Origin of the sequence: Pseudonocardia kongjuensis (assembly GCF_039526905.1) — a bacterium.
GTDB classification, from domain to species: domain Bacteria; phylum Actinomycetota; class Actinomycetes; order Mycobacteriales; family Pseudonocardiaceae; genus Pseudonocardia; species Pseudonocardia kongjuensis.
In genome coordinates this window covers 71,674-90,818 of sequence record NZ_BAAAJK010000006.1, presented here as the reverse complement: position 1 = coordinate 90,818, position 19,145 = coordinate 71,674, and the positions used below count along the sequence as shown (strand labels likewise).

The following is a 19,145-nucleotide window of genomic DNA, read 5'->3' as shown; positions in this document are numbered from 1 at the left end:
GTCACTCCGGTTCGAGGACGAAGTCGTAGTCCGAACGGATCTCGGCGCCGTTGCCGGTCGGCTGCGGATCGAGGACCAGGTCCGGCTTCGTCGCGGACGCCACATCGGAGTCGAGGTACTCGTCACCGGTGAAGAACAGCTGCGTGGTGACGGTCCGGTGGCCGGGCGCGGCGACCAGCAGGTGCAGGTGGGCGGGCCGCCAGGGGCTCCAGCCGGCCGCCAGGGTCAGCTTCCCGGTCGGCCCGTCCAGCGGGATGGTGTACGGGGCGGGCTTGCGGGTGCGGATCTCGAACCGGCCCTCGTCGTCGCAGGTGACGACGCCGCGGAGGTTCCCGGCGGGCGGCTTCTCGGCGAAGCCGGAGTACCAGCCCTCGTCGTCGGTGTGCCAGATGTCGACGGTGGCACCGGCCAGCGGGGTCCCGTCGGTGCCGCGCACCTGACCGGCCAGGACGAACGGGGTGCCCGGCTCGTCGTCGCGCATCGGCAGGGTGGCGGGGGAGGTCAGCTGCGCCTGACCGTCGAGCCAGAACGGTCCGAGGATCGTGCCGGTGGAGCCGCTCTGGCTGTCCGCGGCGACCCGCTCGACCTCGAACTCGAGGTAGACGTCGAGGAACAGCGGCCACTCGCCGGTGTCGGACACGTCGATCAGCCAGCGCTTGAAGGCGTCGAACTCGGCGTAGCCGACCCGGTGGTCGCGGATCGCGGCGCGGATGCCCTCGAGGGCGGCGCCGACCACGGTGGCGATGCGCTCGGAGTCGGCGGCGCCGGTGGCGGCCCGCCGGCTGGACAGGCCCTGGCGGGCCGATTCGGTGGCGTTGGCGCCGGCCAGGCCCGCGCCGGAGCCCGGGTGCTCGGTGGTGGTCATGTGGTGGAGACCTTTCGGGTGCGGACGAGTGCGGGCGTCAGCGGCCGTTGCGGCCGAACAGGCGGACGTCGTCGTTGTTGATCAGGTCGGGCACGGTCCAGCCCGTGAGGTCGTACTCGGACAGGCACTGCTCGGCGAAGCCCTTCATCGCGCCCGCGGCGCCGGACGCCTCGGCGGCGAAGAGCAGCTCGGCGCGCACGCCCTCGTGGTTGCCCGAGTAGTTGCGCTCGTAGAGCTCGTGGCGGCCGCCGAACTCGGTGCCGATCGAGTCCCAGATCAGCTTCATGAGCTTGACCCGGTCGACGGCCTCGTAGCCGTTCGATCCGCGCACGTACTTGTCCAGGTAGGGCCGGACCTCGGGGGACAGGAAGTCCGCGGAGTGGCTGGGCAGGTAGATCAGCGAGGCGCCGAGGTCCTGCATGATGATCTCGCGGACCCGCGGGTAGCCCAGCGTCATGAACCAGCGGTAGGCCAGGCCGTAGTCGAGCTTGGGCAGCTTCGCGCCGTTGACCCACTCGTCGGGATTGGCGCACATCGCGTCCGACAGCGCCCAGAACATGTTGCGCCAGGCGATCACCTCACCGACCCGGGTCTGCACGCCGCGGAAGTCCTTGGAGCCGGTCACCTCCAGGCCCTTCATCAGCAGGCCGGCGATGAAGTCGAGCTTGACCGCGAGCCGGGTGACGCCGTGGAAGGTGAAGCGGTGCAGGAAGCCGGAGCCGGGGAAGAACGTCGACGCCTTCTCCGCGTCGCCGTAGATGAACACGTTCTCCCAGGGGATCAGGACCTTGTCCAGGATGAAGATCGTGTCGTTCTCGTCGAGCCGTGAGGAGAGCGGGTAGTCGAACGGGGAGCCCGTCGCCGCGGCCTGCTGGGCGTAGGACGGGCGGCAGATCAGCTTCATCCCCGGCGCACCCATCGGCACCGTGCAGACCAGCGAGTACTCCCGCTTCTTGATCGGCAGCCCGTAGTGGGCGAGGAAGTTGAAGTGGGTGATCGCCGAACCGGTGGCCACCACCTTCGCCCCGGACACCACGACGCCGTTGTCGTTCTCCTCCTCGACGTGCATGAACACGTCGGAGACCTCGTCCGGCGGGCGGTGCCGGTCGACCGGCGGGTTGATGATCGCGTGGTTCCAGTAGAGGACCTTCTCCTGGGACTCGGTGTACCAGCGGCGCGCGTTGGCGGCGTAGGGGTCGTAGAACTCCGAGTTCGCGCCCAGGGTGCCGAGGAACGCGGCCTTGTAGTCGGGCGAGCGGCCCATGAACCCGTAGGTCATCCGGGCCCACTCGGCGATCGCGTCGCGGTCGCGGCGCAGGTCCTCGACCGAGTGCGGGGTCCGGAAGAACGGGTGCGTGACCCCGGTGCTGCCGGTGTCGGTGGGCACCGTGAGCAGGTCGCGCTTGTCCGGGTCGTGCAGGGCGTCGTAGAGCCGCGCGGTCATCCGGACCGCGTTGCGGAACGCCGGGTGGGTCGTGACGTCGCCGACCTTCTCGCCGTAGAGGTAGACCTCGCGGTCGTCGCGCAGGCTCTCGACGTACTCGTCGCCGGTCATCGGCCGGGTGGCCCGGCCGTCGGCGTCGGTGGGGGTGGTGACGGAATCCTGTTGCAGGGTCATCGTCGACTCCTCGGAGTGGTGGAGGGCACCGTCGGCGCCGGGGTGGACGGGGTGGTGTGCGCCCGGGGGATCCACGACTGGCCGTCCGGGCCGTCGGCGGAGTCGCCCCAGAGCAGCGGTTCGTGGTCGCCGCCGAGATGGTGGAACCGGCCGGTGTGGAACAGCAGCGGCGCGCCCTCGTGGATCAGGAACTCCTGCACCTCGCCCAGGTAGAGGACGTGGTCGCCGCCGTCGTAGGACTGCCACGGGGTGCACGAGATGTGTGCCAGCGCGCCGTCCAGCCGGGGCGCGCCGCAGGCGCTGTCGGGAAGCCAGCCGACGTCCTGGTTGGGGCGGCCCGCGAAGTGCAGCGCGAGGTCCTTCTGCGCGCTCTCCAGCACGTTCACGGTGAACGGCCGGTGCTCGGCCTCGACCAGGCCGCACAGCCGTGAGCGCCGGTCGAGCGAGACGAGGACCAGCGGCGGATCGAGCGACACAGCGGTGAACGCGTTGACCGTCGCCCCGTGCGGGCGGTCGTCGGCGCCGCGGCAGGTGATCACCGTGACGCCGGTGGTGAAGTGCCCCAGGCAGGCGCGGAGCTCGCGCGGATCGATGGCCACCGGTCCTCCTCTCGGGATGGGTGGGGCCGCGTGCCTCAGAGCGAGGCGCGCAGGTGTGCCAGGACGGCGTCGTGGACCTCGCTGCTGCGCGGGACGGCGGCGGACGCCCAGTACACGGCGTGCACGAGGCCGTCGGCCCGGGTCGCGGTGACCGGGGTGCCCGCGGCGTCGAGCGCGGCGGCGAACGACTCGCCCTCGTCCCGGAGCGGGTCGAACTCGGTGCTGAGGACGAGGGTCGGCGGCAGCCCGGCCAGGTCGTTCGCCGGCAGTGCCAGCCGCGGGTCGGCGACGTCGCCGGGTCCGGTGACGTACTGCGCCCCGAACCAGGCGAGCGCCTCCAGGTGGATGAGGTAGCCCTCGGCGTACTCGGTGCGCGAGGCGGTCTCGGCCACCGGGTCGACGAGCGGGTACAGCAGCGCCTGGGAGCGCACGGCCGGCCCGCCCTCGTCCCGGGCCCGGATGACGGCGGCCGCGGCGAGGTTGGCGCCCGCGCTGTCGCCGAGCACGGCGATCCGGTCGGGATCGCCGCCGTGCGCGGCGATCTCCCGGGCGGTCCACCGGAGCGCGGCGAAGGCGTCGTCGTGCGCGGCCGGGAACCGGGCCTCCGGGGCCCGCCGGTAGGTCGCGGTCACGACGAGGGCACCGGCGTCGAGCGCGAGGGCGCGGGCGCGTTCGTCGACGACGTCCAGCCCGCCGCCGACGAAACCGCCGCCGTGCACGTAGAGCACCACCGGGAACGGGCCGTCGCCGTGCGGGACGTGGATCCGCAGCCGCTGCTCGGGATCGGGGCCGTAGCCCGCCTCGACGACGGCGGCGACCTCGCGGGCCGGGAGCTGCAGACCGGTGAAGCTGTCGACGGCGGCGCGGGTGCCGTCCACGCCGAGCTTCTCGAAGGACTGGAAGCCCTGCGCGCCGAGGCCGTCGATCAGCGCCTTGACATCGGGGTCGAGTGGCATGGGTACCGGTCCTCTCAGGCCTGCGCGAGCGCGCGGTCGGAGCTGCTGGAGATCGCGAAGCCCTCGTATCCGGCGGCGACGACCTCGTCGCACCGGGCGCGGTAGCCGGGTGCGCCCCCGAGGTAGACCAGCACCCGTTTCGGCTTGCCGGGCACGTTGTTGCCCATGTACCAGGAGGTGGGGGAGTCGGGCAGCAGGGTCGCCTGGGCGAGCTCGTTGGTGTGCGCGACCCAGTCGCGCTCCGCGTCCGGGGTGGGCTCGATGACCGAGCTGCCGGTGGACTCGACGTACCGGATCGCCTCGACCGAGAAGTCGACGTGGTCCTCGATGGCGAGCGGCATGTTGTAGAGCACCGAGGGGCTCTGCGGGCCGGTGATCATGAACAGGTTCGGGAAGCCGGCCGACATCAGGCCGAGGTAGGTCTGCGGGCCGTCCGCCCAGTGGTCGGCGAGCCGGAGCCCGTTGCGGCCGGTGATGTTCATGGCGAGCAGCGGGCCGGTGCAGGCGTCGAAGCCGGTGGCGAGGACCAGCACGTCGAACCGGTGCTCGGTGCCGTCGGCGAGCCGCACACCGGTCCGGGTGACGGCGTCGATCGGGTTGGACCGCACGTCGACCAGCTCGACGTTGGGCCGGTTGTAGGCCTCGTAGTAGTCCGTCTCCAGCGGCGGCCGCTTGGTGCCGTACGGGTGGTCGCGCGGGGCCAGGAGTTCCGCGGTCGCCGGGTCCTGGACGCGTTCGCGGATGCGGTCCCGGATGTACTGGGCGACGGTGTCGTTCGCCTCGTGGTCGAACAGGATGTCGCCGAAGGAGTCGATGAACAACCGGAACCCGCCGCGGTTCCAGCGGTCGTCGAACACCTCGCGGCGCTCCTCGGGGGTCGCGGCGAGCGCGGAGGGCTGCACCTCGGAGTAGGGGACGCCGAGGAAGTGGTTGCGCGAGGCGTCCCGCAGGGCCCGGTAGTCGGCCTTCTCCGCGGCCTCCTCGGCGGGATCGGTGGGGTAGTTGCCGATCGGGGTGGCGTAGTTCGGGGTGCGCTGCAGCACGGTGAGGTGCCCGGCGGTCTTGGCGATCTCGCTGATCGCCTGGATGCCCGAGGAACCGACACCGACGATCCCGACCCGCTTGCCCTCGAAACCGACCTCGTGCTGCGGCCAGTTGCCGGTCGCGTAGGTCTCGCCGGCGAAGTTCTCGATCCCGCCGAACTCGGGTTCCTTCGGGACGGAGAGGGTGCCGGCGCCCGAGACGACGTAGCGCGCGGTGTGCAGCTCGCCGGTGTCGGTGGTGGCCGTCCAGTGCGCGCTGTCGTCGTCCCAGGTGAGCGCGACGATCCTGGTGCCGAACCGGATGCTGCGCCGGAGGTCGAACCGGTCGGCGACGTGCTCGAGGTAGCGCAGGATCTCCGGCTGCGCCGGGAAGCGCTCGGTCCAGTGCCACTCCTGCTGGAGGGCGTCGTCGAACGAGTACGAGTAGTGGACGCTCTCGATGTCGACGCGCGCCCCGGGGTAACGGTTCCAGTACCAGGTACCGCCCACGTCGTCGGCGGCGTCGAAGGCGATGACGTTCTTGGACTCCTTGTCGCGGAGTGCGTGGATGGCGTACAGGCCGGCGAACCCGGCCCCGATGATGATCGCGTCGTGACTCTCGGCGGTGGGGGACACCACTGGAACCAGCCTCCTTGCGGGTGACGTGGTGACGGCCCCCGGATCGATCCGGCGGGCCGTGTAGTCGCGACAACACCGTGCTGGCGGGGTGCGGACGGCCGACAGCGTGGAAGCACCCCACCGCCGGCCGGGGCGGCACCCGCGGCCGCGGCGGGCGTTACCCGGGTACTTACCGAGCGTCATCAGGTATAGCGTCGGCGGGGTTCTGTGCCACCGTGGGCGGCACTCACGGGATGGGGAGGCGTCATGGTCGACGTCGCCGGGCAGGACCGGCGCGAACGTCAGGTTCCGCGGGGCCGGCACCGCCTGGCAACGGCGCTCGACAGCTTCGTGGGTCGCGAGTCGGACATCGCCCGGCTGCACGAGGAGTTGCGGAGGCACCGCCTCGTGTCGGTGACCGGTCCCGGTGGCGTCGGCAAGACCAGGACCGCGCTGACCGCCGCCGAGCTGTGGGACGACGACGTGTACGTCGTCGAGCTCGCCAGCGTCACCGACCCGTCGCAGATCGCGCCCACCGTGGCCACCGCGATCGGCGTGGCCGACCAGTCGAACCGGGACGCCGTCGACCGGGTGATCGGGCATCTGGCCGCCGCGCCGTCGCTGCTCGTCGTCGACAACTGCGAGCACCTGGTCGAGGGCACCGTGCGGCTGCTGCTGCGGCTGCTCGCCGATCTGCCCGAGCTGACCGTGCTGGCGACCAGCCGGTCCGCGCTCGGGGTGCGCGGCGAGCAGGTGCACCGGCTCGATCCGCTGGCCGTCCCGGAGACCGGTCCCTGTGACGGACGGTCCCTCACCGAGGTGCCGTCGGTCCGGCTGCTGCTCGACCGCGCCCGCGGCGTGCTGCCCGAGTTCCGGATCAACGACGACAACTGCGACGCGGTCGTGGCGCTCTGCCGCAAGCTGGACGGCCTCCCGCTCGCCATCGAGCTCGCCGCGGTCCGGCTGCGCTCCCTGTCCGTCTCGCAGGTCGTCGAGCGGCTGGACGGGCGCCTGCACCTGCTGGCCGCACCCGGCCCCGGCACCGAGCCGCGCCAGCAGTCGCTGCGCGCCCTGATCGCCTGGAGCTACGACCTGTGCAGCCCGGCCGAGCAGCTGCTGTGGGCCCGGATGTCGGTGTTCCCCGCGTCGGTCGGCCTGGAGACCCTGGAGGGGGTCTGCGGGCACGGCGACCTGGCCGGGGATCGGCTGCTCGACGCGCTGGACGGCCTGATCGGGAAGTCGGTCGTGGTGGCCGACCGGGACGGCGAGGAGCTGCGGTACCGGCAGTTCGTCTCGCTCCGGGAGTACGGCGCCGAGCAGCTCGACGCGTCGGGGTGCACCGAGGAGATCCGCCGCCTGCACCGTGACCACTACATCGCGGTCGCCACGACGGTGCTCGACCGCTGGTGCGGCCCGCACCAGGCACGCGACCTCGCCCGGCTGCGGCTGGACCATCCCAACCTGCTCGCCGCGCTCGGGTTCAGCGCGAGCACACCCGGTGAGGCGGTCGCCGGCGCCCGGCTCGCCTCGCTGCTGCGCTACCACTGGATCGCCGGCGGTTTCCTCACCTACGGGCGGCGCTGGCTGGAGCGGCTGCTGCGCCGGCTCGACGCCCGTACCCCGGAGCGCGGCGAGGCGCTGTGGGTGGTGGCGTGGGTCGCACTGATCCAGGGCGACCGCTCGGTGGCCCGCGAGTACCTGGACGAGTGCACGGCGATCGCCGAGGAGCTCGGCGACATCGCCATGCAGGGGCACGCCGCCCACTGGACCGCCCTGATGAACCTGTTCGAGGGCGACCTGCCGGAGGCCGTGGAGCGGTACCGGTACGCGATCGAGCTGCACCGCAAGGTCGGAGACGTTCCCGCAGAGCTCGCGGCCGGCTTCCAGCTCGGGATGGCCGAGCCCTATCACGACCGGCCGCAGCAGGCCCTGTCGACCGTCGCGGCGGTGACAGAGCGGGCGACCGCCGACGGTGAGATGTGGAACCACGGCTACGCCCGCTGGGTGGAGGCGATCGCCAGGTTGCACCTGGGTGAGCTGGAGGCCGCCCGCGACGCGATCCTGAGCACCCTGCTGATCGAGCGGGACTTCCGGGACGGCGTCTGCACCGCGCTGAGCGTCGAGGTCTCCTCGTGGATCATGACCGCGATGGGCCGGGCGGCGGACGGGGCGACCCTGTCCGGGGTCGCCGCGGGGGTCTGGCGGCGCCTCGGCACCTCACTCGCGGCGTTCGGCCCGCACGCCTCGGCCGAGGGGCGCGCCTGCGGCGAGCAGATCGATCATGCGCTCGGCGCCGCGGTCGCCGGGACCCTCCGGAACGAGTACGGGGGTGCCGACGTGGTCGACGCCGTCCGGATCTGCACCGGGATCATCACGGCCGCCGGCTCCGGGCGGCCGGACCGGACACCCCGGATGGCCGGGCGCACCCTGGCCGAGCTGACCGCCCGGGAGGAGGAGGTCGCACTGCTCATCGCCGAGGGGCTCAGCAACAAGACGATCGCGCAACGGCTCGTCATCTCCCGCCGCACCGTCGACGGCCACGTCGAGCGCATCCTGCGCAAGCTCGACGCCGAGTCCCGCACCCAGGTCGCGACGTGGGTGATCGAGCAGAGCCACCGGGCCGGGTCACCCGGGTGACGCTCCGGACGGAGTGGGGTGATCTCACGCTGTCCGTCCGCCCCTGCCGGACGCGACGCTGACCGCCGGATCACCGGAACCGGCCGGGCCGGACGACGTCAGGGAGTGGAGCGATGGGGCTCTTCGAGGGCAGGGCAGGGATCGTGTCGGGTGCCGCGGGCGGCATCGGCCGCGCCGCCGCGGTGGCGTTCGGGCGGGAGGGCGCCGCGGTGCTCGTCGCCGACATCGAGGCCATGCGACCCGGCGGTGAGGAGACGGTCCGGCTGGTCGAGAAGGCCGGCGGGCGGGCCGTGTTCCGGCCGGTCGACGTGGCCCGGGCCGACGACGTGCGAGGGATGGTCGAGGCGACCGTCGAGGAGTTCGGCAGCCTGGACTTCGCGCACAACAACGCGGGTGTCCTGGCCACCGGCTTCACCGCCGACGTCGAGGAGGCCGACTTCGACCGCATCATGGAGATCGACGTCAAGGGCGTCTGGCTCTCGATGAAGTACGAGCTGCTGCACATGATGCGCAACGGCGGCGGCACCATCGTCAACACCGCGTCCGAGGCGGGGCTCGTCGGCACCCCGATGGCCGGGCCCTACGTCGCCGCGAAGCACGCCGTCATCGGCCTGACCAGGACCGCCGCCGGCGAGTACGCCAACATGGGGATCCGGGTCAACGCCGTCGCGCCCGGGGCGATCGCCAGCAGGATGGTGCTCGACCTGCCCGAGGCCGGCCGGGAGATGCTGATGGCGCCGCAGCCGATGCACCGCCTGGGCACCCCGGAGGAGGTGGCCGAGTCGGTCGTGTTCCTGTGCTCGGACCGCGCCTCGTTCATCACCGGGACGGTGCTGTCCATCGACGGCGGGGCCACGTCCAACGCGCAGTCCTACGACCCGGCACTGAGCCCGGCGGCGCCCACCGGCTGAGGCACCGCCCCCGTCCCACTTCAAGCTATAGCGCGGCAGGGGGCTTGCCACAAGCCCCCGATCATGCCGCAGGCTCTCCCGCCGATGCCGCTCCGCCGAGCGGCACGGGCACACGGGGGGACGATGACCGACACCGGCAGCATCACGACCGGTCGCTGGGTACGCGATCTGCGGGAGCTCGACGGGAGCATGATCGCGCTGGTCGGGGGCAAGGCCGCGCACCTGGGGGAGCTGTCCCGGATCGAGGGCGTCGAGGTGCCGGCCGGCTTCTGCGTGACGACCGGGGCGTTCCGGGCGTTCACCGCGCAGGTGCCCGGGTTCGACGAGCTGCTCGACCGGCTCGCCCAGGACGACCCGGCCGGGACCGCCGCGCGGATCCGGTCCGCGATGGAGTCGACCCCGGTCCCCGGCGATCTGGCCGCGGAGATCGCCGGGCCGGTCGACGGGGCCGGCCGGGCGGTCCGGTCCAGTGCGACCGCCGAGGACCTGCCGACGGCGTCGTTCGCCGGCCAGCAGGACACCTACCTCAACGTCGTCGGCGCGGCGGCGGTCGTCGGGCACGTCCGGTCCTGCTGGGCGTCGCTGTTCACCGAGCGGGCCGTGGCGTACCGGGCGCAGCACGGCATCGATCACCGTGCGGCGCGGATGGCGGTCGTCGTGCAGGAGATGATCGACTCGCACGCCTCGGGCGTGCTGTTCACGGCCGACCCGGTGACGTCGAACCGGAGGGTGGTGGCCGTCGAGGCGTGCTTCGGCCTCGGCGAGGCGCTGGTCTCCGGCCAGGTGGACGCCGACCACCACACGGTGCGCGACGGCGTCGTCGGGACCACGGTCGGCACCAAGGACTCGGCCGTCCGCGCGGCACCGGGCGGCGGGACGTGGACCAGGGAGATCGGGCCGGAGCTGCGCCGCCGGCCGGCGCTGACCGACGCGCAGGTGCTGGAGCTGGCGCGGCTCGGCAGGCGGATCGAGGCGCACCTGGGCGGTCCGCAGGACATCGAGTGGTGCCTGGCCGACGGCCGGTTCCGGATCGTGCAGAGCAGGCCGATCACCACGCTGTTCCCGGTCCCGGTGACCACCGACGACCGGTTCCACGTCTACGTGTCGGTCGGGCACCAGCAGATGATGACCGACGCGATGACGCCGCTGGGCCTGTCCGTCTGGCAGCTGACCACGCCGAAGCAGATGGCCGAGGCGGGCGGACGGCTGTTCGTCGACGTCGCCGACCAGTTGGCGTCGCCGGCGACCCGGGAGCTGATCCTGGACGGCCTGGGCAACTCGGACCCGCTGATCCGGGACGCGCTGCAGACCGTCCTCGACCGTGGCGAGATCGTCCCGGCCGAGCCTGCGGTGGCCGCGGCCCCGCCACCGGGGGTCGCCGAGCCGGACCCGATCGACGCCGATCCGGCGCTCGTCGAGGAGCTCGTCGCGCACTGGCGTGCCTCGCTGGCCGGCGTCGAACGGGACATCGCGGAGCTCCGGGGGCCGGAGCTGTTCGACTTCCTGGTGGCGGATCTCGGGGAGCTGCAGCGGCTGCTGGTCGAGCCGCGCAGCCACCAGGTGATCATGGCCGGGATGCAGGCCACCTGGTGGCTCAACGACCGGATGCGCGAGTGGCTGGGGGAGGAGAACGCGGCCGACACGCTGGCCCGGTCCGCACCCGGCAACGTCACCTCGGAGATGGGGCTCGCGCTGCTGGACGTCGCCGACGCGATCCGCCCGCACCCGGCGGTGGTCGCCTTCCTGCGGAACGTCACCGGCGACGGCTTCCTCGACGAGCTGCCGGAGCTGCCCGGCGGCCGGCAGGCGCGGGACGCGATCCGCGGCTATCTCGACCGGTACGGCGCGCGCTGCGTCGGTGAGATCGACATCGCCCGGCCGCGGTGGGCCGAACGCCCGACCGAACTCGTGTCGGTGCTGCTCGGCAACATCGACAACGCCGGACCCGGCGCCGGCCGCGACCGCTTCGAGCAGGGCGGGCAGGAGGCGGCGGCGAAGGAGCGGGACCTGCTGGACCGGTTGCGGCAGCTCCCGGACGGCGACCGGAAGTCCGACCGGGCCGCCGCGATGATCGACCGTCTGCGGACCTTCGCCGGGTACCGCGAGTACCCCAAGTTCGGGATGGTCGGCCGGTACTCCGCCTACCGGCGGGCGCTGCTGCGGGAGGCCGACCGGCTGGTGCGGGCCGGCGTGCTCGACGACCGGGAGGACTGCTTCTTCCTGCGGCTCCAGGAGTTCCACGACGTCGCACGCACCGGCCGGGTCGATCGCGAGCTGGTCCGCCGTCGCCGGTCCGAGTTCGCGGTGTTCCGGGCGCTCACCCCGCCCCGCGTGCTCACCTCGGACGGCGAGACCGTCGCCGGGGCCTACCGGCGCGCCGATCTGCCCGACGGCGCGCTGGCCGGGCTGCCGGCGTCCACCGGGCTCGTCGAGGGGCGCGCCCGGGTCGTGCCCGACCTGGCCGGGGCCGAGTTGCGCACCGGCGACATCCTGGTCACCGCCTTCACCGATCCCAGCTGGTCACCGGCGTTCGTCACGGTCGCCGGGCTGGTGACCGAGGTGGGCGGGCTGATGACGCACGGCGCGGTGATCGCCCGCGAGTACGGGCTGCCCGCCGTCGTCGGGGTGGCGGGCGCGACCGGGCTGATCCGGGACGGGCAGCGGATCCGGGTCGACGGCACGAGCGGGTACGTGGAGATCCTGACCGGCCGCTGACCCGGGGCACGACTCGTTGCCGTTGCGGCACATCCGTTTCCTGGTGGGGCGTGACGCACCGGACGGTGGACCGGCATTCCGCCGAAGATCGTTGCAACGTAGCTTGCGAGGCATGCCTACCATAACCCGCCGCGGGTTCGCCGGCGTCGCAGTCAGCGGCGTGCTGTTCCTCGGGATCGCCGCCTGCGGGACCGACCCCTCGGACGGCGCCGACCCCGAGGGTGGCGCCGTGCAGATCACGCACGCGCTCGGCACCACCTCGGTACCGGACGACGTGCAGCGGATCGTCGCGCTCGGACCGACCGGCTTCGACGTCGCGCTGGCGCTCGACGCCCCGGTCGTCGGCGCGTCGTCGAGCGGCAGCGAGTCCGGCCTGTCGCCGTGGACCGCCGAGGCCGACGGCGTCGCCGACGTCGAGGTGCTCCCGGTCCAGGGCGAGGCCACCGAGGTGAACCTCGAGCAGGTCGCCGCCCTGCAGCCCGACCTGATCTTCGCCCCGGGCTACTTCGCCCTCGCCGACTCCTACCCGCAGCTGAGCGCGATCGCCCCGACGATCGGCTACCAGACCGGGCCCGCCCAGGACACCTGGCAGGAGATGACCACCCAGCTCGCCACCGCGCTCGGCCGCCCGGACGACGCGCAGCGGGTGATCGACGAGGTCGAGACGACGTTGCAGGAGACCCGCACGCAGTTCCCCGAGCTGGAGGGCACCAGCTACACCTTCGGCTTCGTCCAGCCCGGTTCAGTCACCGCGCTGCGCGACCCGGAGGACGCGATGGCATCGGTGCCGGCCGCCATCGGCATGACGCTCTCGCCGCAGATCCTGGCCCTCCCGCAGGGCGAGTCCTTCGGCGTGGAGCTCGGCCCGGAGGAGATCCCGGCGCTCGACGCCGACGTCCTCGTGCTGTTCGACGGCGGTGACGCCGAGGCCCGGACCGCGCTGGAGCAGAACGCGCTCTTCGAGCGGCTGCCCGTCGTCCAGCGGGACGCGATCGTGACCTACGACTACGACGAGTTCATCGGGCTCCGCAACCCCTCTCCGCTGTCCATCCCGTGGATCCTGGACCGGATCGCCCCCCGCCTGTCCGAGGCCGCCCAGAAGTAACCCCTCACCACCCGACCGGCCGATCGCGGCCGGAGCCGCCACGCGGCTCCGGCCGCGTTCCCGTGCGCCGGGCCGGATGGTGCCGGGAGCGGGTCCCCGGTCCGCGAGCCCCGTGCGCGCGCCCGGTGCGCGCCCCATCGCCTGCCCGCGACGGCGGATGGCGCCCGGCACTGCGCCCTCCGGTCGCTCCCCGCATACGCCCGATCACCACGAGATACGGCCCAGGTCACACCTCAACGGCCTAACGCTAACGCTCCGTAGTCTCACTCGATCGGGTGACATGATTGTCACTGCAAGCGTATCGACCTGCAACTTCGTTGATTTGTCGGCCCGCTGCGGCGGGTCACCCTCTAGGCGGGACAGTGATCGCCGTGTTGAAGTTAGCCTCGCCTTAGACCTGCTCCGCTGATCTCAGAGAGGATCGTGATGGCGTTCCCCGCCGATCCGGTAACCCACGTCGACCAGGCAATATCTGATGTGGTCGGGGTCGGGTTCGGGCCGTCGAACCTCGGCGTCGCGATCGCGCTGCGCGAGTTCAACGCGACGGTCGACGCGTCCCGCCGGGTGACCGGTTGCTTCGTGGAACGCCAGGAGGCGTTCGGCTGGCACCGCGGCATGCTCCTCCAGGACGCCACCATGCAGGTGTCCTACCTCAAGGATCTTGTCACGCTGCGTAATCCGGGGAGCGAGTACTCGTTCCTGTCCTACCTGCACGAACGGGGCCGGCTCGCCGATTTCATCAACTACGGCAGCAGCTTCCCGACCCGCCGCGAGTTCCACGACTACCTGGAGTGGGCGGCGTCCCGGGTCGGCCGGGGCGGACCGGAGGTGGCCGTCGACTACGGCACCGAGGTGCTCGAGATCCTCCCCGTGTGCGAGGACGGCGGCGCGGTCGAACTGCTGGACGTGGTGGTCCGCACGGGTGACGACCGGATCCGCAGGCTGCGCACCCGCAACGTCACCCTCGCCTGCGGGATGGCACCGGCGCTGCCGGCCGGGATCGTCCCGAGCGACCGGATCTGGCACAACCGGGACCTGCTGTTCCGTACCGGCGAGCTGGCCGGTTCGGCGCCCGCCCGGTTCGTCGTCGTCGGTGCGGGGCAGAGTGCCGCGGAGACGGTGGAGCACCTGCACCGGACGTTCCCGACGGCCGAGGTGCACGCGGTGTTCGCGCGCTACGGCTACAGCCCGGCCGACGACACCTCGTTCGCGAACCGGATCTTCGATCCGGCCGCGGTCGACGACTTCTTCACCGCGCCGGACGAGGTGAAGGAACGGATCCTCGGCTACCACGCGAACACCAACTACTCGGTCGTCGATCCGGAGCTGATCGAGGGCCTGTACCGGACCCACTACCACGAGCGGGTCGCCGGAACGGAGCGACTGCGGTTCCGCAACGTGTCCCGGGTGGCCGACGTGGTCGAGCTCGCCGATCACGTGGAGATCGCGGTCGAGTCGCTGATCGACGGGTCCCGCGAGGTGATCACCGCCGACGCCGTCGTCTACGCCACCGGGTACCGGGCGACCGATCCGCTGGAGATGCTCGGCGGTGGCCTGTCCGCGGCCTGCATCCGGGACTCCGCGGGCCGGCCGGACGTGCGGCGCGACTACCGGATCGGCATCACCGAGCTCGCCGACGGCACGCCCGTCCGCGCCGGGATCTACCTGCAGGGGCCGACCGAGCACACGCACGGCATCACCTCGACGCTGTTGTCCAACATCGCGGTCCGATCCGGCGAGATCGTCGGTTCGTTCGCCACACCGGAGACCGTCCGCGACCGGACCCCGGCGCCGCGGGCCGGCCGCACCGATCCGCTGCCCGCGGGTCGCAGCGGTCGCTGATCGCCGCCCCCGCACCCCAGTAAACGAGGAGACACCCATGTCCGCGAACCCGTTCGACGACGAGGCCGGAACGTTCCACGCCCTGGTCAACGACGAGGGTCAGTACTCCCTGTGGCCGGAGTTCGCGGCCGTGCCGGACGGCTGGCGGATCGCGCACGGCCCTGCGGACCGGGCGTCCTGCCTGGCCCACATCGAGCAGAACTGGACCGATCTGCGGCCCCGCAGCCTGGTCGAACGCACCGGCTGACCATCCCCCCACGATCCCGGCCCGAACGGAAGGACCCCCATGCCCGGCGTTGCCGATGCCGCCCCCCAGGTCTACCGCACGCTGCTCAGCGGCAAGATCCACCGAGCCACGGTCACCCAGGCCGATCTGCACTACGTCGGTTCGCTGACCGTCGACGAGGACCTCATGGACGCGGCCGGTCTGGTCGAGGGCGAGAAGGTCCAGGTTCTCGACATCGACAACGGCAACCGCCTGGAGACCTACGTCATCACCGGCGACCGGGGCAGCGGGGTGATCGGGGTGAACGGCGCCGCCGCGCATCTGGTGCATCCCGGCGATCTCACGATCATCGTCGCCTACCAGCAGGTCCCGGAGAGCGTCGTGCCCGATCACGTGCCGCGGGTCGTGCACGTCGACGCCGCCAACCGGATCGTCGAGCTGGACACCGATCCGGCCGCCCCCGTCCCCGGATCCGTCGACCAGCTCGCCGGCCGCTGATCCCGCCGGCCGACACAGCACACGCAGCAGACACGCCAGACCCAGCAGGACCGCAGGAGGACCACCCGATGACCCCCGTGTCGATCGACGCGCTCCGAGAGCTGATCGCCGATCTCGTGGACGAGGACCCGCAGGACGTCGGCGAGCACGACGACCTGTTCGAGCTCGGTCTGCAGTCGATCGCGTTGATGCGGCTGATCTCCCGCTGGCGCGACGACGGGCACGAGATCGGGTTCGGCGACCTCGCGTCCCGGCCGACCGTCGCCGCCTGGGCCGAGCTGCTCTCGCGGGCCGCGGCCCCCGCCCCGGAGGCCGCGACCCCGGAGACCGCGACCGGGGAGCCGGCCGCCGCGGAACCCGGCGGCGCCGAGTTCCCGCTGGCACTGCTCCAGCACGCGTACTGGGCCGGTCGCGACCCGGCCCAGCCGCTGGGCGGGGTCGCGCCCCACCTCTATCTCGAGTTCGACGGCCCCGGCCTGGACCCGGACCGGCTGGCGGCGGCGCTGCGCAGGCTGGTCGACCGGCACCCGATGCTGCGTGCCCGGATCACCGACAACGGCCGTCAGGAGATCCTGCCCGCCGACGGCCGGGACACCCTCGTCGTGCACGACCTGCGCGATCTCGACGACGCCGCGCGCGACGCCCGGCTCGCCGCGACCCGGGACGCGATGTCGCACGAGATGCTGGCGATCGAGCGCGGCGAGGTGCTGCGGGTGGCGCTCAGCCTGCTCCCCGGCGGGGCCCGGCTGCACGTCGACGTCGACATGGTCGCCGCCGACGCGGTGAGCTACCGGGTGCTGCTCGCCGATCTCGCCCGCTTCCACGACGAGGGCGCCGACGCCCCGGAGACCAGCCCGCCCGGTGTGACCTACCGCGAGTACCTCGAGGCCCGCCCCGCCGCCCGCCGGGCCGCGACCGCGGCGGCCCGCGGGTACTGGGCGGACCGGCTCCCGGAGCTGCCCGGCGCACCCGAGCTGCCCGCCGCCGATCCGGTGGCCGCCCGCCCGCGGGCCCAGCGCCTCGCCTTCACCCTGGACGGCGCCGAACGGGACGCCGTGTTCGCCGCCTGCCGCCGGCACGGGCTCACCGCGGCGGCCGTCGTCGCCACCGCCTACGCCGAGGTGATCGGCGCCTGGAGCGCGCAGCCGCGGTTCCTGGTGAACGTGCCGCTGTTCGACCGCGACCCGGTGCATCCCGACATCGACCTCGTGGTCGGCGACTTCACCGGCTCGGTACTGCTGGAGATCGACCTGTCCGAGCCGGCGAGCTTCGCGGACCGGGCCCGCGCCGTGCAGCGCAGGCTGCACGCCGACGCCGAGCACGCCGCCTACTCCGGTGTGGAGGTGCTGCGCGACCTGGGCCGCCGGGCCGGCGAGCAGGTGCTCGCCCCGGTCGTGTTCACCAGCGGCCTGAACCTGGGCGAGCTGTTCGACGAGCGCGCCCGGACGCTGTTCGGCGACCCGGTGTGGATGATCTCGCAGGGCCCGCAGGTGCTGCTCGACGCCCAGATCACCGAGGTCGGCGGGCAGATCCTGGTCAACTGGGACGTCCGGGCCGATCTGCTGCCCGACGGCGTCGGCGAGGCGATGTTCGCCGCCTTCACCGGACTGGTGCGCGGGCTGGCCGACGAGCGGACCTGGGCCGAGCCGGTCCCGGCGCTGCTGCCCGCCGGTCAGCGCGCGGTGCGCGACCGGGCCAACAGCACCGCCGAGCTGCCCCCGGCGCGGACCCTGCACGGGCGGTTCTTCGCCGAGGCCGCGGCCCGCGGCGACGCGCCCGCCGTGCTGTCCGGTTCCGGTGCGCTCGGGCACGCCGAGCTGGCGGACCGCGCGCTGCGGGTCGCCGCGGGACTGCGCGAGCGCGGCGTCGCCCCCGGCGACCCGGTCGCGGTGACCCTGCCCCGCGGGCCGGAACAGGTCGTCGCGGTGCTGGGGGTGCTCGCCGCGGGCGGCAGCTACGTGCCGCTCGGCGTGGAGCAGCCGCCGGCGCGGGTGCAGCGCATCACCGCCGTCTCCGGGCACCGGTGGGCGATCACCGCCGAGCCGGGGGACGGCCGGGTGACCCCGGCCGAGCTGCTGGCCAACGACCCACTCGACGGGCCCGCCGATCCCGACCCGGAACAGGCCGCCTACCTGCTGTTCACCTCCGGCTCGACCGGCGAGCCCAAGGGCGTCGAGGTGCCGCACCGGGCCGCCGCCGCCACCATCGACGACCTGGTCCGCCGCTACCGGCTCGGCCCGGCCGACCGCACGCTCGCGGTGTCCGCACTCGACTTCGACCTGTCGGTGTTCGACGTGTTCGCGATGCTGGGGGCGGGCGGCGCGGTCGCCGTGCTCGCCGAGGGTGAGCAGCGCGATCCGGACCGGTGGGCCGGGGCGGTCCGGGAACACGGCGTCACCGTCCTGAACTGCGTCCCGGCGCTGCTCGACTCGCTTCTGTCCACCGGGCACGATCTCGGCGGCACGCTCCGCCAGGTGCTGCTCGGCGGCGACCGGGTGGGCACCGACCTGCCCGGCCGGCTGCGCGAGCGGGTCCCCGGCTGCGGCGTGGCCGGGCTCGGCGGGACCACCGAGACCGCGATCCACTCGACCGTCACCGAGGTCGGCGACGTCGTGCCCGGGCACTGGCGGTGCGTCCCCTACGGCACCCCGCTGGACGGGGTCCGGCTGCGCGTCGTCGACCATCTCGGCCGCGACGTGCCCGATCACGTGCCGGGGGAGCTGTGGATCGGCGGTGCCGGGGTGGCGCACGGCTACCGCGGCGACCCGGAACGCACCGCGGACCGCTTCGTCACGCTGGACGGCGTGCGCTGGTACCGGACCGGCGACCTCGCCCGGTACGCCCCGGACGGCACCGTGGAGTTCCTCGGCCGCAGCGACGACCAGGTCAAGATCAACGGCTTCCGGATCGAGCTCGGCGAGATCGAGGCCGCCGCTGCGCGGCTGGACGGCGTCGACCTGGCCGTCGCGGTCGTCGTCGGCGATTCCCTGCCGGCACTGGCCGTGCACGGCACCGCCGATCCGGACGCCGTCGCGGCCGCGCTGCCCCGCGACCTGCCGCCGCACATGGTGCCGCGCGCCGTCGTCGCACTGGACCGGGTGCCGCTCACCGTGAACGGCAAGATCGACCGCCGGGCCGTCCGGGAGACGGTCGCCGAGCGGGTCAGCGTCGGCTCCGGCACGGTCACCGCCGGCACCGCCCTGGAACGGGTGGTCGCCCGGGTCTGGGGCGAGGTGCTCGAGCACGACGGCCCGGTCGGCGTCGAGACGCCGCTGTTCGCGCTGGGCGGCGACTCGGTGCTGGTCACCGTGATCGTGTCGCGGCTGCGCGAGCTGCTCGACACCGACGCCGTGTCCGCCCGCACGGTGTTCGCACACCCGACGGTGCGCGAGCTGTGCCGCGCGCTGCGCGAACAGGAACCAGACCGGATCGACGCCGTCGCCGAGGTCGTGGACGAGATCGAGTCCCTGGCCGAGGACGACGTCGACCGCGCACTGGCCGACCACTGAGCACTCCCGACCGCACCCACCCGT

13 protein-coding genes are annotated in these 19,145 nt (G+C 73.0%); 8 read left to right on the top strand and 5 right to left on the bottom strand.

Annotation, left to right across the window (positions count from 1 at the left end; genetic code table 11):
* Position 1: 1 nt before the first annotated feature.
* From ABD160_RS07950 to ABD160_RS07930, 5 genes are read right to left on the bottom strand one after another with little or no spacing between them, the layout of a single operon-like run.
* On the bottom strand, positions 2–865 hold the full coding sequence (locus ABD160_RS07950) for a dioxygenase family protein (protein WP_344019972.1): 864 nt from the start codon (positions 863–865) through the stop codon (positions 2–4).
* Between the two features lie 37 nt (positions 866–902).
* Positions 903–2,483, bottom strand: a complete 1,581-nt coding sequence (locus ABD160_RS07945; protein WP_344019970.1) for a 4-hydroxyphenylacetate 3-hydroxylase family protein — start codon at positions 2,481–2,483, stop codon at positions 903–905.
* Positions 2,480–3,082: a flavin reductase family protein gene (locus tag ABD160_RS07940; RefSeq protein ID WP_344019968.1), complete on the bottom strand. Its 603-nt coding sequence runs from the start codon at positions 3,080–3,082 to the stop codon at positions 2,480–2,482. The genes ABD160_RS07945 and ABD160_RS07940 overlap by 4 nt, the downstream gene beginning before the upstream one ends.
* Before the next feature lie 35 nt (positions 3,083–3,117).
* Complete coding sequence (locus ABD160_RS07935) at positions 3,118–4,038, bottom strand: alpha/beta hydrolase (protein ID WP_344019966.1); 921 nt, start codon at positions 4,036–4,038, stop codon at positions 3,118–3,120.
* 14 nt (positions 4,039–4,052) lie between these two features.
* Complete coding sequence (locus ABD160_RS07930) at positions 4,053–5,696, bottom strand: flavin-containing monooxygenase (protein ID WP_344019964.1); 1,644 nt, start codon at positions 5,694–5,696, stop codon at positions 4,053–4,055.
* 249 nt (positions 5,697–5,945) lie between these two features.
* On the opposite strand from ABD160_RS07930, the gene ABD160_RS07925 reads away from it, so the two are divergent.
* The 8 genes from ABD160_RS07925 (at position 5,946) to ABD160_RS07890 (ending at position 19,121) form a co-directional block, all read left to right on the top strand.
* Entirely contained in the window at positions 5,946–8,315 is a 2,370-nt protein-coding gene (locus tag ABD160_RS07925) for a LuxR C-terminal-related transcriptional regulator (RefSeq protein WP_344019962.1), read from the top strand.
* Between the two features lie 113 nt (positions 8,316–8,428).
* Positions 8,429–9,226, top strand: a complete 798-nt coding sequence (locus tag ABD160_RS07920; protein WP_344019960.1) for a glucose 1-dehydrogenase — start codon at positions 8,429–8,431, stop codon at positions 9,224–9,226.
* Positions 9,227–9,349: 123 nt separating this feature from the next.
* Positions 9,350–11,941, top strand: a complete 2,592-nt coding sequence (gene rph, locus ABD160_RS07915) for a rifamycin-inactivating phosphotransferase (protein ID WP_344019958.1) — start codon at positions 9,350–9,352, stop codon at positions 11,939–11,941.
* A gap of 112 nt (positions 11,942–12,053) precedes the next feature.
* Complete coding sequence (locus ABD160_RS07910; RefSeq protein ID WP_344019956.1) at positions 12,054–13,046, top strand: ABC transporter substrate-binding protein; 993 nt, start codon at positions 12,054–12,056, stop codon at positions 13,044–13,046.
* 426 nt (positions 13,047–13,472) lie between these two features.
* Entirely contained in the window at positions 13,473–14,888 is a 1,416-nt protein-coding gene (locus ABD160_RS07905) for a lysine N(6)-hydroxylase/L-ornithine N(5)-oxygenase family protein (RefSeq protein ID WP_344019954.1), read from the top strand.
* 37 nt (positions 14,889–14,925) lie between these two features.
* The gene (locus tag ABD160_RS07900; protein ID WP_344019951.1) at positions 14,926–15,135 is read left to right on the top strand and encodes an MbtH family protein; all 210 of its coding nucleotides are present in this window, start codon (positions 14,926–14,928) and stop codon (positions 15,133–15,135) included.
* 39 nt (positions 15,136–15,174) lie between these two features.
* Entirely contained in the window at positions 15,175–15,612 is a 438-nt protein-coding gene (panD, locus tag ABD160_RS07895; RefSeq protein ID WP_344019949.1) for an aspartate 1-decarboxylase, read from the top strand.
* Between the two features lie 68 nt (positions 15,613–15,680).
* Positions 15,681–19,121 carry a non-ribosomal peptide synthetase gene (locus ABD160_RS07890; protein WP_344019947.1) on the top strand — a complete coding sequence of 1,147 codons (3,441 nt, stop codon included), beginning with the start codon at positions 15,681–15,683 and terminating at the stop codon, positions 19,119–19,121.
* The last annotated feature ends 24 nt before the right edge of the window (positions 19,122–19,145 follow it).